This window comes from Colwellia sp. BRX10-4, assembly GCF_014077465.1.
Lineage (GTDB): Bacteria > Pseudomonadota > Gammaproteobacteria > Enterobacterales > Alteromonadaceae > Colwellia_A.
The window spans coordinates 51,195-66,482 of record NZ_JACGVZ010000006.1 but is presented as its reverse complement, the minus strand read 5'-3'; the positions used below and the strand labels follow the sequence as shown (position 1 = coordinate 66,482).

Below are 15,288 nucleotides of genomic sequence, written 5' to 3'. Positions count from 1 at the left end.
TTGTTGTTACTACTTGTTGTTACTACTTACTTTTTACGGCGACGTAATAACGCTAAAGGTAATAGCAAGAAGGCTAATAAGCCAGTTGAACCACCGCTAGAATTTTTTCTAGCCGGAACCATACTAGGCATATCATTAACCACTACAGAGAAACTCTGGGTAGCATCGACAGTACCATCATTAACACTTGCTACAAATGTTAGTGTTTCACTACCAGATTCAATACTAGGAGAAGTGAAAGATATGGCGGCTGTGTTTGAGCCCGCTAATGTCACTGTTGGACCAGAGGTTTGTTCCCAGCTGTATGTTAATGCATCACCATTAGGATCTGTAGCTTCAACACTCATGCTAACAGAGATACCTTCTCTAACAATGCGCTCTACATCAGTAACAGCTGTTACAATCGGTGCACGGTTATCACAAGCAACACTATCACCCGCAACTACATCACTGAAAATCGAGCTATTTACATTGTCAAATTGAACACCATCAATCAACCAACCTAAGTTATTTGCTGTAAAATCACTTACTGCGCGGAAACGGAATTTAACTTCATTACCATTTAGTGCTTCACCAAAAGATACGCCTTCATAACCAGCTGCGAAGTCCGTAAAGCTCAGACGTTCAGATAATGCTGTACCAGCTTCAGTGAAAATCGGATTCCCGTTGTAACCATCACCTAAGAAAGTACCACCCATCTCAGTAACATCAGCCCAGTCACCACCGTTAACACTTACTTCAACAACACCGCCATCCCAATTAGCTTCGAAGTCATAGTAATGGAACCAGTTAATAACAAAATCACCATCGAAACCAACGCTAAATGCTCTTGTTTCATAAGCGACATCTGATTCAAAGCCATTATTATTGATAAATAAATACTGTTGTCCTAGAACGCCACCAAGAGCACCGGCAAATCTTGTATCTAAATATCCAGTACCGACAGCAGCTTCACCACCACCCATAACATTTTCCATAAAGTCGTGCTGTGATGATAATGTTTCCATATCATCAACAGTAGAAGAACCTACTGGTGCGCGATCTTTAAAGTCATAATTAACCTTTGTAGTAAACGAATAATCGTTAACAACATCGGCTTTAAGTCCAGGGAAAGTAACTTTGAATTCAACGTCTTCTGCCATACTTGCATCATTCAACGTAAATTCGATAGGTGAACTTGTAGCTGATCCAGTTACACCTAGACTATCAAAAGTTACCACACCTTCATTTGCAAATGTTACATCTTGATCGCCTACGACTTCAATTTGTGCGGTAATATTTTCATAAGTCTCACTACCACGGTTTTCAATAGTAAAGCTAACTGTTGCAGTTTCACCTTTATCAAGCACGCTATCTTTAGAACAGTAACCTGAAGTAAGTCCTTCATAGTTAGTATTTAACATATGAGTATTTGCAGAGAATGAACTTAATGTTGTTGCATAAGACTCTACCGCGCCTGCATGGTCAGTAGCGAATCGGCTTGGCGACTTAGCTCCTAATCCCATACCACGTTTTGCAAATGCTGCAAGCATAAGGTTGTAATCTTCTACATCGTTTGCATATGCTGCTGACAATATAGCATCTCGACCTTCAGTGAATGTAGGCGCCATTGGCATCATTTTATAACCAGCTACTACATAATCTTTAATTAAGTTCTTAGCTTCATCAAAAGTATGACGCTCGTCATTAACCATGCTAATAAAAGATTCCCAAATCATATTAGAAAATATAGAACCCGGAGAATGCACTAAATCAGGGTAAAGGGCTATATCGCCAAATGTAGATGGGTTAATTGTTGTGTCTGTTGAGTAAGGGTAAGGGCGGATGCCATCCACAAAACTAGCAACATACGTTATAGCAGCGTAACCACCATCATATTCTTCATTGCCTAAAACTAGGTTATCACTTGCGTCTGTTGTAAGCATCAATGCATGAAAATCACCAAAACCTTCACCCATAGAGCGTGCTTGTTGGCTACTTAATCCTGAACTATTACCCACTAAACGGTTACTGATATAGTGACCCCATTCGTGAGCAACAATTGCGTTATCCCATGTACTATCTTTGAATACGCGCGACAGGTCATTTCTGAACATATCAACAGATACTTTTTCATCTGCATCTAATAATGCGTAGATTGCTGCGCCATCGCTAAAGTTAATACCAAAGCTAGGAATAGTTACAGCATCGTTGCCTCCCCCCATAGGAGCAGGTGTACCATCATTACTGTTATTAGCAATAAATACTGCAATAGCGCCAGCAGCTTGAGCATTAAGAACTTTATCTGTAAATGCACAAGCGCCACGATCGATAACAGCGATTTTACCAGCAAGGTCAGCGCCATTAATGGCCGCTTCACAACCATCATTTATTGGAGCAGTTGCATCTTCTAGACGAACCAAATCACCTGATAAATCAAAAGTTTCTGCACCAAAACTAGCGATTTGAAGAACAGATATCATTCCTATATCTGCATGTGAAGTAACGGTGGCACCATAGTCATTGCCATTTACCGCTTGTGTTGTTTCCCAAAGATACATCTGCATGCGTGGTGAGCCACCATCCGCAGGTGTTGACATGTTTGCATTGTTAAAACCAGAGTTATCTTGAACCTCTACGTTTAATGCATCTCCTTCTTCACCACCTCGACCGTAGTTTAATGTCTGAGCATTACCAGCAAGCTCATCAAATCCATGATCATAATAGTCATCATGTAAATAGTTATTTACGTAGAATAAGTTAACAATCGCCGCTTTACGGTTTCCAACTGAATATTCGGCTTCAGAAACATCATATTTATAATCAAAGGTATTACTACTGGTCACTTCTGCCATGTAATCACCGTTGCTAAAACCTTGAGGTGCAATAGCATCCACATAAGCGGTAACATTGTTACCCATGGTCATAGTTGCATCATCAGCTAACCAAGCATCACCAGTACTGATAGGTCCGTGACTTGTGCTTATCATAGTTGCATTTAAGTATTCTTGTGTAATAAACGCACTTCGGTCGCTTCCTTCAGGGGCTGGCATAACTTCACCATGAGGGCTATCCCATGGCTTACCTTCAGCGTCGGCAAAAACGCGATAATTAAAATCAGCTGCATGGCTAGTTAAGTTATTCTTAAATAAAACCTCACCGGTTTTAGCAGCAACAACATAGCCATAATACTCTGATTCGCGACTGTCTATTTCGCCTGTTTCTACTTCAACGTAGTGAGCAGCAACAATTTTATTTTTATGTTCAAAAAATACTTTTTTAGCGCGTGGTTCGCCAAGTATTATTTTTTGAGAAGACGTATTAGCGACAGCAAATTTTTCGTACTTATCAGTTGATTTTTTGTTTGTTAATTTAATCGTAGCACTATCGCCACCCATCGCCAAAAACACGGCTTTAACAGAACTAGCGGCGTCATCAAAAGCAGAGTCGACACTTTTCAACAATAGATTTGATGATTTAACAGCCTTGTCACTTGCTAAGTAACCCGATGAAGCGACTAAATTGAATTCGCGATCCATCATGATATTGTATTCACGATTAAAAACTTCAATACCTGCAATTTCTTGCTTATATTTAGCAATTTTTGCGCCACGACCAATATCATGGATATTCGCTAATATAGGCACAGCTAGGCTTGGCTTTGACTCAGATAAACCGGTAAGTTGCTTCAAATAAAAATCTGCAGCAAAAGCATTCTGATGCTCTGCAGAAACTGCCATCATATTTGGGAGAGAATTTTTTGCACTTGCCCACTGAAAAGTATTTTTACCTAATTGAGCATCAAATTGATTACTCATACCACTGATAGTAGCTACTTGGTTTGACACAACTGGAGCAGGTGCATTTAAAAAAGCGCCTGTATCTGAAGCTACAGCTCCCATAGAAGCAGAAACTATTGCAGCACCTACGAATGTGGCTATGATTGATTTATTAAATTTCATACGATTCCCTAACTATATTTTTATTATTAACCCATAAATTGGGTACTGAAACATATTATTTTTAACCCACTACGTAGGCTCTATGTTAATTTATCACATTTATGTAACAATAAAGCAATCATTTAGCTTAAAAAATACAAAAAAAAAGTAAAATATACGTTACGTTAATGTAACAAACGCTCATAAGTCAATCACTTGTGAAAAAAGCGTAACAACTACTATTTGTTAATAAATAGTAGCTAATAAGTACACATATATAATATCTCAAACAAGTAACTGATTGGATAGTAGTGATTTATTTATACTAGATTTACCATAACATCACTGAGGGTCTTTAACAGAAGAGTGGTATAAACGCTTATTTTTGCAACAAAAAAAACGCTAATTTTATAATTAGCGCCTTTATCTGTTAAAAAGTTCAGCTTTGTGGAACAAGTCCAATTAAAACCTTAAAAGTGCACAACAACACCTGCAAAAGCACCTTTAAATTCGATATTTGTATACAAGTCATCTAAATCTTCAAGTTCAAATTTAACCGCTTTATAGCCCAGTGTTAAATTTACATCAACCGCTAAGTTATCAATAAGCTCGTAGCTCAAACCGACTTGGTAGTCGTATATAGTATGATCGTCAATCGATAATAAATTACCATTGGCAAAAAGATTAAAACTCGTGCCGGGTAAGCCGATAATTGTTGAAACATAAAGCATAGGTACGATTTCTGTAACAGCTAATGTTCCTTCAACTGATGTACCACCAATAGCTGATGCAACCGTTATATCGCCATCAAAATCACGACCGGTTAAACCGATATCAAAAGAGAAAAGACCGTTATCAAAAATTTCATAATATAAGGTATAGTCAATATAACTAATATCGAAGGTGCTACCGACAGCGGTGCCAGCGTCGAATGTGTTACCAGAAAAGTCAAAATCCTGCGACAAAACTGTTGCGCCATCAGTATCTAACGTTGTTGAGGCTATCATTAGATTGGGGATTAAAGGGATCGGATGTTCTAGGGCAATATAAAATGAACCTTGCTCTTTATCTTCTAAATTAAAATCAACTAAGCCAGTTTGTTCACCAAAAGTACCTGTTGCTTCATTACTCCATATTGAGCCACCAATATAAAGTCCGGCAATAGTATCAGCCATTGCTGATGTTGAAAGTAACCCGGTAACAAGTACTGCTAATGCTGTTTTTTTCATGTTGAACCCTTTATTATCCTTGACTTAATAAGTCATTTAAATCGATTAGTGCTGCGTTAGCACGAGAAATATAATTTGCCATTACTAAAGAATGATTAGCTAATAAACCAAAGCCATCACCATTAAGGATCATTGGACTCCATATAGATTCTTGGCTTGCTTCTAATTCTCGAATAATTTGCTGTACACTTACCTTAGCATTTTTCTTCTCTAATACATCATTAAAATCAATTTCTACGGCGCGTAAAAAGTGAAGTAACGCCCAACACGCACCACGTGCTTCATAAAATTCATTATCAATTTTCCACCAGCTGGTTTTTAAGACAACGCTTGACTGCGCAGATGTTGATTGCTGAGCAACACTATCACCAGCTAAGTCGGTATTTAGCTGTTCTCGGCCAACACTCGCACTTAATCGTTGAGAGTAGCTACCCAAACGTTTATTCACTTCTTGGATCCAGTCACGTAAATTATCTGAGCGAGCATAAAATTGCGCTGTTTGACTGTTAACATCACCTAACGCTTTGCGATAGGCATACAATTCGTTAATTGCTTTATTGTATTCACTTTCAGCACTTGGCATCGCCCAACTTTTGTGATCGATATTATATTGAGGCTGAGCAACTTTTAAGTGTTTATTTTCTATTGATTGTGACTGAGAGCGGCTAAACTCTTGACGCATAACAAGCGCCATATCACGCGACATTTCAAGCGCACCAAGCTCCCAAGCTGGGATGTTGTCTAAAAATACCGAGGGTGGCAAAGCATCATTTGACAGATAACCGCCAGGTTTATTTAATAATGTCTCGGTTACTCTAATAAGTGCAGTTGTTGTGGTGTAACCGACAACAGGTTTTATACCAGCTGCCGTTGCATCTTTCGTTGCTTCAGCTCTAATATCAAGCTGTTCAGGTTCAAAACTCCAATAAACGCCGAGAAAATAGCCTGAGAGGATGATAGCAAAAAAAAGGGTGACAAAAGTTTTGCCTGAAAAATTAGTCGTCATGTTGAGCTCCTAATGGTGTTGTTTTTTAGCTGGTTTTTCTTGTTTAATACTTCGCACTGGAATGGTTACGACAAGATCCTTTTGCTGCTTAAAGTGCAATGTTAATGAAAGTTCCTCTTCAGGTAACAAGGCTTTTTTAACGTTAAATATCATTAAGTGATAGCCCATAGGCTGCAATACCACTTTATTATTCCCTTCGATTGTCAATTGTTCAACTTGTCGCATCATCATCATACCATCACTCATGGTGTGTTGATGAATTTCAATTCTATCGGAAAACAAGCCACTGACTCCTGTTAAAATTAGTGCCTCATCATTTTTATTTTCAATCGACATATAAGCTGAAGTTATACTGGTTCCAGGTATGCTAGCTCTCACATAAGGCCCGTCAATAATAATATTACTATCGTGTTCAACAGCAAAAACGTCGCTATTGTTACTGAGTAATGTAAAAGATAATACAATGGCTATAAAACATATTTTATTCATTTCTCGCTATACTTCCTTTTTTAGACAGATTATTTTTATTGCCTTAACATTGTAACTAAGCTGGAGCAAAATGGATAACTTAATTATTAGCCAAGAAAACAATCATGTTTTCACCGTGACTCTTAACCGTAAACATAAAAAAAATGCACTTAATCAAAGTATGTATATCGACTTATGTGCTGCTCTAAAATATGCGAGCGAAAATTCAACTATCCACTGTGTGCTTATTCAAGGCGATGAAAACTGTTTTTGTGCAGGTAATGATTGGGATGACTTTTTATAATGCTCACAAGATAATGAATTATTAGCATTAGATTTTGTACAAGCACTAACAATATTTGATAAACCTCTTATTGCCGCACTTGCTGGCCCGGCAATAGGTATTGGCACTACCTTGTTGTTACATTGCGACATGGTCATAGCGGCAAACAATAGTAAATTTAAATTACCCTTTACTCAGTTAGGTCTATCTCCTGAAGCTGGCTCTAGCCTGTTGTTACCCCTGCGTATTGGTCATAACAAAGCGTTTGAACTTTTAGTACTTGGCAAGCAATTTACTGCCGAACAAGCACTAGATTACGGTCTTATTAATCAAATATGCATACCGGAAGATTTACTAAAAATAGGTAGCGATATTGCTAATACTATTGCTAAATTACCTCATGATTCTCTCATGACCAGTAGAAAATTGATGAAACAACATGCTCAATTGACTATGCAACAGGTCATTGATAACGAAGCTAAAGAATTTAAACGTTTAGTAAAAACGCAGCAATGTAAAAATATTTTAGCGCAATTTTTTTAAAAAAATAAAGCTTAAAGATGAAATAGTCAGCCAAAATTTGCGGGGGTTTCATCTTTAGGCGATTTGTTTTTTGTCCCCTGCCATTAACCAAATAACAACAGCAATAAAAATAACGGGCCAAAATATACCAATCATCACCAAGGCCGCCGCACCAAAAATCATCATACCGATAAAAATTAATGAACCAAACACACTCATAACAATTGCAAATGCCACCATGACAAGAATAACCATAATAATTGCTGAAACACTAATCGCTTTTAAAGGATCAATGAGTTCATCACCAACATGAAGGTCGACATTAAACATTTCTATAAAACTTATTCCTAATGCATAGGTTAAAAATAAGGTTGCAAAAATTGCTAATGTTAATGATTTAAAAAATGACATAATTCCTCCTGCTTACTTAGTTTTACGCACAGCTATCGGTAAATATTATTTACTCGCTATCGCTTTAAGTTAATACTGCCCATTAATGCTTTGTGGGTAATAGTATCGCCGCGACCACATAAGCAACACCGCTAGCTAACGGAAATATAAGCAAAGCACCAATAGCGGCAATACGAACAGCTATTCTTGGTAAGTCATAATATTTTGCGATGCCCGCACAAACGCCTGATAATTTTTTATGGGCAACATCTTTTGTTAAAGTTTTTTTCACTGAATACTCACGTTGATAGCTCATTATTTATTCCTTAATTCTAACCGCTGTTTTGTAAAAAAAGTTAATACGGGAGCAAGACACATGATCATTATGAAATAACTACTGTGATGTATCATGTAATGCCCCCTAATTTTTTGTCACTTAGCCATTTACAACTTGCTTTTTTAAATCGGCTAATTCTTGTTCAATAGATTCATCTGTTTCTAAATCACGAAACTGGCTGGCGAGATCTTTATTCTCGGTAAAGTCATAAGACTCTAATTCAGCTTCTACTCGGTCAATTTTTTGTTGGTAGCGTTCAAATTTATTGATGGCTTCATCTATGTTGTAGACAATCGCTCTTTCACGCACTTTTAAACGTACTTCAACTGACTCTTGACGCAATGCAAAAGCGTCTTGCTTACGTTTAGCTTCTTGAAGTTTTTCTTGTAAACGTTGACCGTCTTCTTGTACTGCACTCAAAAAAATCTCTAGTTGCGCTAAGTCATCATGGAATTCATTGACTTGTACTGAACATTTTTGCTTTTCATGGAGCGCAGACTTCGCAAGATCATCACGCCCTTTATTAATGGCTAATGCGGCTTTTTCTTGCCAATTATTAATACTGGCTTCTAGTGATGCTATTTTACGCATTAAGGTTTTCTTTTCTGCTATATTTTTTGCTGCAGTAGAGCGTACTTCAACCAAGGTTTCTTCCATTTCCTGAATAATCAATTTAACCATTTTCTCAGGATCTTCAGCTTTATCTAACATATTGTTTAAGTTAGCGTTAATAATATCGGTAAAACGTGAAAACATGCCCATAATCCATTCTCCTGCGCAAATGCGCTGCTATTAGTATTTTAATTTAATGACTCATTAAGTATTAACCAAAATGTTAATGCTTAACTTGCTACTGTGTTTTCTATTACAAGTGACATGCCAACTCAGCAAAACAAATTAAGCTACTGTTTATTATGAGATTTTAATAGATATCGATTACAGAAAGAAAGAGGACATAATATGTCAGACGAAAATATAGTCAAATTGACAAATTAATTAGTTAATTTAACTATACCCATAACATGGTGGAATTTTATTAAAATGAGCGTTGAATTATTGAGTAACCACTACCGGAAAATAATCACCTGCGCCCCACTCACTCCATGAGCCGTCATAAACTTTTACGTGCTTATAACCGCACATTTCGGCGGTTAACGCTAAAACACAGGCGGTTACCCCAGAGCCACAGCTCATCACCATTGGTTTATTTTCGCTATTAATAGCGTTAAATTTTTCTTTTAAAATATTTTTGGCGTGCAAGCAGCCATCATGCGATAAATCACTAAAGGGTAAATTCACAGAAGAGGGAATATGACCGCTACGAATACCTTCGCGTGGCTCAGCAACGTTGCCCTCAAAGCGTTCTTTAGCCCTAGCATCAACAATAAGGTATTCTTGAGAGTTAAGGTTATGCTCTATATTTTGGCTGCTATAAAAGTATTCTTTACAAAATGTGGCGATAAAGTTACCACGGCTAGTAACGGAAGATGTCGCTGATGAAACACGATACCCTGATACCAACCAAGCGGGTAAGCCGCCATCAAGTACAGCAACATTTTCATGTCCCATTGCTCTAAACATATACCAAGCACGCGCTGCAGAAAATAAGCCTTGGTCATCGTAAACAACAATTTGACTGTCTGTCATTACACCTAACGCACGCGCTTGCTGCTGAAAATGTTCAGCACTTGGCATCGTGTGGGGAAGTGGATTTGATAAATCAGAAAAGTTTTTATTTAAATCAAATCGTTTGGTATAAGGCAGCGTAAAGTCTGGCCATTTTTTTTCTGGCGAGCGCATATTACCAACGGGTGGGATACTCGCATCAAGCAGTATTATATTTGATAATGATTTTGCAGAGTCTCCGGTCAAATGGAGTGGAGAAAAAAGCAAATCATGCAGCTGATGGCACGATATTATTTGCTGAAAAGTCGAAGGCATAGTTAGCGTCATTCATTTTTGAATAAGGCTTAAAAAATAACGAATAAATCGATTGTTGTACAGTCGAAAAAACAATATAAATTGGCAGGGTACAACAAATTCCCTGCATTTAGCTTGCTGCTTGTTTTTCGGCTGATGATTGTTCACGGTTATTTTCTACTAGGCTTACCACTAAAGACGCTGCCAATAAAAATACAGCAGGTAACATCAATAACGTAAAAATTAGCTCTAAGCTAGGCATAATCAATTCCTTACTCATCCGCTGCTTTAGCGGTATTCTTTTGTTGAGTACCCTTTTTGTTACTAAGCTTAGCCACTAAAATTTGGGAATATTTGTTGTTGGCTAAAGCTGACATCGTGATATCTGGCTGAACTTTATCTTTTACGCTACTCGTTAATTTTGTATTAAGTTGTTCAATGCCTGTTTTAACCATCAGATTAGCGATAGTTTTGATGTCTGTGGTGTTGTCTGCAAAACTGTTAAAAGATAATAAAGCGGTAGTTAATGTGGTGATCAATAATGTTTTCATGTTGTTCTCCGAGTTTTATAATAGTTAAGTCGTAATATCTATTACAAAGGTTGTGCCAGAGATCAAAAAAAAATTAAGCAATTGAATTTTATAGGATTAATTAATCTATGCTTTTATCATAAAAATAAAACTTAAGACTAAATAAAAGAAAAGTGGTCAAAAAAGCCAATTATTAATAATTATAGCGATAACATTATCTTTATCGCTAAACGGCAAAATAAATAGTATTCCGATTTAGGGATACAATTTCCCAAAATCGGTACACAAAACAGAAAATTACTCGCCTGCAGGAAGGGTCACTTGTGCGAACGCATCAAAAAGAACTTGGCTGGTTACTGTATTACCACTGCATTGCTCACTTAAATAACGACGAAACTGCCTAGCACCCGCTAAACCATTGCAGAGTCCAAGCATATGGCGAACAACATGCCAAGCACGCCCGCCGTTGGCAATATGAATATCAATATAGCGCGCCATCTCGGCAACGATTTGCTCACGAGAAAGAATCTCCGTGTTTGTTTGATAAATCGCGTTGTCTGCTTCAACTAACATATATGGGTTTTGATAAATTTCACGGCCTATCATCACACCATCAATATGAGTTAAATGCTCATTCGCCTCATCATAGCTTTTAATACCGCCATTAATTGAAATTTGTAACTGTGGAAAGTCTTTTTTGATTTGATAAACACGACCATAATCAAGGGGGGGAACGTCCCTATTTTGCTTAGGGCTTAAACCGCTTAACCAAGCTTTACGTGCGTGAATAATAAAATGTTTACAGTCCGCTTGAGAGACCACATCAACAAAATTATGTAAAAACTCATAACTGTCATGGTCATCAATACCGATACGCGATTTAACGGTAACCGGAATATTGGCTGCCGCTTGCATCTCATTGACACAGTCAGCGACCAAAGAAGGTTCAGCCATTAAACAAGCACCAAAGCGACCATTTTGCACACGATCAGATGGACAGCCAACATTAATGTTAATTTCATCATAACCATACTGTTCAGCCATTTTCGCACACTCTGTCATGGCTTTAACATCACTTCCCCCCAATTGCAGTACAACAGGATGCTCTTCTTTGTTAAAGGATAAATAATCACCTTTACCAAATATAATTGCGCCAGTAGTCACCATTTCGGTGTATAGCACGGTGTGCTTTGACATAACACGATAGAAGTAACGGCAATGGCGATCAGTCCAATCGAGCATGGGTGCAACGGAAAGTTTATGTGAAATCATAAAGTTATAAAAAACCTTTAAGTTTAAAGCGAATGCAGCTGTTAGAAACAACAACAGAATATTTCGCTGATTATAAAGGCTTTAGCGATGTTAAACAAAAGAAATAATGCCAAGTGACAGCACCGAAAGCCTCGATAGCTTTCAGCTATTTTTATGGTATAAAGATGAGTGAATTTTAAATAACATCACTTAATAATTTGGCGAATTAACGCCTAGTCAATTTGAACCTAAATCGGGGCTAAGTTATAGCAAGTATCTTGCATAAATAGCCTAATAGATTAACAAGAAAAGGTTAATCTAGGTCGTCAGGATCTGACTCAAGTTCGTCGTCTGTTTCAACTTTAGTTCGACCAAATAAGGTATGGAATTGCTTGGGTGTTAAAATTATGTTTTGATATTTTAACCAAGCCTTCTCAATGGTGTTGCTGACAACAGCCTTACCACGACAAACTTCAACAAAATGTTGCTCTTCTTCGGTAACTGGCAGGCGACTTCCTAAAGAAAGTGCCATTAATGCAACGCCATATTTTTCTAATGCTTCGGCCTCAGCCAAGTTAAAGTCACCAGAACGCTTTATGCCGCGCGGATAATTTCTATCATCGTAAAAATTTCTATTTACCTTAAAACTTTCTGCTGATATTGCTAAATTAGCCATTTTATAAACTCTACTAAAATATAAATATACTGATAATCGCATTTTTAACTTAATATCGATTAATTGGCAATTATTTTTTTAACGTTAATTAGAATATTTTACTTAATATATATTATTTACTGTTATATAGACTATTCGTGACTTTTTTTTAGGCTAAAAATACAAAACTAGCATGAGGTTATATTTTGTAAATCCAATGTAGTCCTTGAATGACCGTCGTAGGAAAAGCGGTTTGATGATTGGCTTCTGGGATAATGACAATTTTTGCTTTTACATGAGTTTGCTGCCAATTAAGTATTTTTTCATAAAAATTTTCAGCATCTTTGACCATGTCATGACTGCTGTCTAATGCTTTTGATTCACGCTCGCCAATAGCAATAAAAATATTTGCATTAATGGTTAACTGCCGCTTTCGATGCGCTTCTTCTAATGTAAAAATAACTTTATTATCAAACCAATAAGAAGGACTACCGAGTATGTAATGATTAAATAATGTCGGTTTAGTTAATAAAATGTATGTACCAAATAATCCGCCAAGCGAGTTACCTACAAAGGTTCTATCTTGTCGATCCGTTCGATAATTTTTATCGATATAATTGATAACACTAGCTTCGATAAACGCCATATGTTGTTGAGCACCACCTGTTGTTTGTTGCCAGGATTTATTGATTGTTGGGGTATAGTCTCGCACTCTGCTAGCATCTCGCTTCGACCCTTTTGCATATGAAATGCCAACGATAATAGCTTCTTTCATTTTTTGTACATTCATTGGATAACGGGTTGCCCCAGAAACAATCTGAAAAGTATACCAAGCATCGGTTAGGTAAATGACGGGGTAAGCTTTATCATCATTTTTAGCATAAGATTTAGGTAACTTTATAAATAATGGATAAACACGTTGACTGTCGGGATCTTTAATTTCAACGACTTTACTTCTTGGTATTTGAAAAGGCGTAGTGGCAAAAGCTATTGATAGCTCGCTGGTCAATATTAATAGCAGCGTTAAACTATATATTACTAGTTTCAAGTGAACTCTCTTTCTTTATTCAATGAAAAGTCGATATGTGTACTTAACCATAACGAGTTATTTAAGTAACGGTTTCATAATCGCTAATTTACCATCAATTGGGGTGGTGATTTCTAGGCCTAAAATGTCTACAATTGTTATTGGCATAATATTTATTTAAGTAACGGTTTCATAATCGCTAATTTACCATCAATTGGGGTGGTGATTTCTAGGCCTAAAATGTCTGCAATTGTTATTGGCATAATATTTATTTAAGTAACGGTTTCATAATCGCTAATTTACCATCAATTGGGGTGGTGATTTCTAGGCCTAAAATGTCTGCAATTGTTATTGACATAATATTTATTTAAGTAACGGTTTCATAATCGCTAATTTACCATCAATTGGGGTGGTGATTTCTAGGCCTAAAATGTCTGCAATTAATGGCATAATATTTATATTTTCAGCTGTATCTAACTGATATGCTTTTTTAAACGCGGGCCCTTGTGCATAGAATATTCCGTCCATGTCCGTAGTGTCAAACTGACTCCAGCCATGATTTCCTTTACTGGTTTTCCCGGTAAAACCTATCGACCAATCGTTATCGGTTAAACAAGCTATATCACCGATACGACTTGATTTTGAGGCGTTAAATTTTGCTGGAATATCTTGGTATTGATAACATTTATAATGTTTAGCTTGTTGATTTAATCGTGCAACAGTTTGAGCTAATGTGCGGGTAGACTTACCCTCATCGTATATAAGTGTAATAGGGTTGGTTGCTAAAACTTTATATTCCTCATTTAACCAATTAGGTAAATATTCATAATTTTTAGCAGGATAGTCGGCCATACCATGATCAGAGACAATAATAATATTTACTTCAAAATCTAACGCGCGTACTTTTTCAACCATTTCACGAATGGTGCTATCTACACGGTTAATAGCAGCAATAAGCTCAGGTGAATCTTGACCAAAACCATGCCCTGCACTGTCTATATCATGAAAATAAGTGGTTATTAATTGCGGCCGCTCGCTTGAAGGAAGCTGATACCAATTTAATACACCATCTATGCGTTCTTGATGTGAGGCGTTGTGATCATATTTTTTAAAATGAGACGGGTAAATACCGGCAATAGCGGCTTCAGAGCTTGGCCAAAAATAGTTAGCGGTACGCATATTTTGTTCTTCTGCAATAATCCACAAGGGTTTACGTAAATAAAAGTCAGGATTGGTCACCGCTTCCGAGTCTCTTATGCTGTAGGTTTTATTTAAATCGCGAGCATAGAAACGGTTGGACACTATGCCATGATTCTCAGGGTATGACCCCGTAACAATACTCAAATGGTTAGGAAAGGTTTTTGTCGGAAAAGTAGGACGTAATGATGTTAAATGAGCAGACTCTTTAGCAAATTGAGACAAGAAGGTTGGCTGATATTTATCAACATAATCCCACCTAAAACCATCCAGTGAAATTAACAACACATAAGGTTTAGGATTAGGGTTGGATGCCATACCTAGTGAATTTTTTGATTCTGATGTGCATGCATTTAAGGCAAATAACATGCCTATTATAAATAATTTATTCACAGTAATTTCTCATCAATAATTAGTGTTTAAGGGCTTTCTAGCATTGTTTTTTTATTAACATAAAATCGTTATTTTTTTTATCTTAAGACGAGTATTTATTGACTCAACGCGGGGCGTAAATAAGACAATCGCTTCAATTAAACATCAGCATAATAATTAT

Annotated in this window: 14 protein-coding genes and 1 pseudogene; 1 reads left to right on the top strand and 14 read right to left on the bottom strand. The window is 37.0% G+C overall.

The features are described 5' to 3' along the window. Positions 1–26 precede the first annotated feature (26 nt). The 4 genes from H4J67_RS07165 to H4J67_RS07150 all read right to left on the bottom strand — a co-directional run bounded on the left by H4J67_RS07165 (position 27) and on the right by H4J67_RS07150 (position 6,644). Complete coding sequence (locus tag H4J67_RS07165; RefSeq protein ID WP_182176459.1) at positions 27–3,941, bottom strand: rhombosortase-dependent M36 family metallopeptidase; 3,915 nt, start codon at positions 3,939–3,941, stop codon at positions 27–29. A 449-nt stretch (positions 3,942–4,390) separates the two neighbouring features. Next, positions 4,391–5,149 carry a TIGR04219 family outer membrane beta-barrel protein gene (locus tag H4J67_RS07160; protein WP_182176460.1) on the bottom strand — a complete coding sequence of 253 codons (759 nt, stop codon included), beginning with the start codon at positions 5,147–5,149 and terminating at the stop codon, positions 4,391–4,393. 13 nt (positions 5,150–5,162) lie between these two features. Beyond that, positions 5,163–6,155: a DUF2333 family protein gene (locus H4J67_RS07155; protein ID WP_182176461.1), complete on the bottom strand. Its 993-nt coding sequence runs from the start codon at positions 6,153–6,155 to the stop codon at positions 5,163–5,165. A gap of 9 nt (positions 6,156–6,164) precedes the next feature. After that, positions 6,165–6,644 (bottom strand): copper chaperone PCu(A)C, encoded by a 480-nt coding sequence (locus H4J67_RS07150; protein ID WP_182176462.1) that lies wholly within the window; start codon positions 6,642–6,644, stop codon positions 6,165–6,167. 70 nt (positions 6,645–6,714) lie between these two features. Here H4J67_RS07150 and H4J67_RS07145 point away from each other — a divergent pair. After that, positions 6,715–7,449, top strand: a pseudogene (locus tag H4J67_RS07145) (enoyl-CoA hydratase/isomerase family protein). 54 nt (positions 7,450–7,503) lie between these two features. Here H4J67_RS07145 and H4J67_RS07140 read toward each other — a convergent pair. The 10 genes from H4J67_RS07140 to H4J67_RS07100 all read right to left on the bottom strand — a co-directional run bounded on the left by H4J67_RS07140 (position 7,504) and on the right by H4J67_RS07100 (position 15,128). After that, a complete protein-coding gene (locus H4J67_RS07140) occupies positions 7,504–7,839 on the bottom strand; it encodes a hypothetical protein (protein WP_182176463.1) in 336 nt (111 codons plus the stop codon). Between the two features lie 82 nt (positions 7,840–7,921). After that, positions 7,922–8,134: a PspC domain-containing protein gene (locus tag H4J67_RS07135; RefSeq protein WP_182176464.1), complete on the bottom strand. Its 213-nt coding sequence runs from the start codon at positions 8,132–8,134 to the stop codon at positions 7,922–7,924. 120 nt (positions 8,135–8,254) lie between these two features. Further along, entirely contained in the window at positions 8,255–8,917 is a 663-nt protein-coding gene (pspA, locus tag H4J67_RS07130) for a phage shock protein PspA (RefSeq protein WP_182176465.1), read from the bottom strand. Positions 8,918–9,208: 291 nt separating this feature from the next. Further along, complete coding sequence (locus tag H4J67_RS07125; RefSeq protein WP_182203277.1) at positions 9,209–10,096, bottom strand: sulfurtransferase; 888 nt, start codon at positions 10,094–10,096, stop codon at positions 9,209–9,211. 109 nt (positions 10,097–10,205) lie between these two features. Continuing rightward, complete coding sequence (locus tag H4J67_RS20510; protein WP_259364605.1) at positions 10,206–10,337, bottom strand: hypothetical protein; 132 nt, start codon at positions 10,335–10,337, stop codon at positions 10,206–10,208. A gap of 10 nt (positions 10,338–10,347) precedes the next feature. Further along, complete coding sequence (locus H4J67_RS07120; protein WP_182176467.1) at positions 10,348–10,626, bottom strand: hypothetical protein; 279 nt, start codon at positions 10,624–10,626, stop codon at positions 10,348–10,350. 276 nt (positions 10,627–10,902) lie between these two features. Next, positions 10,903–11,877 carry a tRNA dihydrouridine(20/20a) synthase DusA gene (gene dusA, locus H4J67_RS07115; protein WP_182203275.1) on the bottom strand — a complete coding sequence of 325 codons (975 nt, stop codon included), beginning with the start codon at positions 11,875–11,877 and terminating at the stop codon, positions 10,903–10,905. 292 nt (positions 11,878–12,169) lie between these two features. Continuing rightward, entirely contained in the window at positions 12,170–12,532 is a 363-nt protein-coding gene (gene maoP / locus H4J67_RS07110) for a DUF413 domain-containing protein (protein ID WP_070374989.1), read from the bottom strand. Positions 12,533–12,710: 178 nt separating this feature from the next. After that, entirely contained in the window at positions 12,711–13,559 is an 849-nt protein-coding gene (locus tag H4J67_RS07105) for an alpha/beta hydrolase (RefSeq protein ID WP_182203273.1), read from the bottom strand. A gap of 342 nt (positions 13,560–13,901) precedes the next feature. Continuing rightward, positions 13,902–15,128, bottom strand: a complete 1,227-nt coding sequence (locus H4J67_RS07100) for an ectonucleotide pyrophosphatase/phosphodiesterase (protein ID WP_182176469.1) — start codon at positions 15,126–15,128, stop codon at positions 13,902–13,904. Positions 15,129–15,288: the final 160 nt, after the last annotated feature.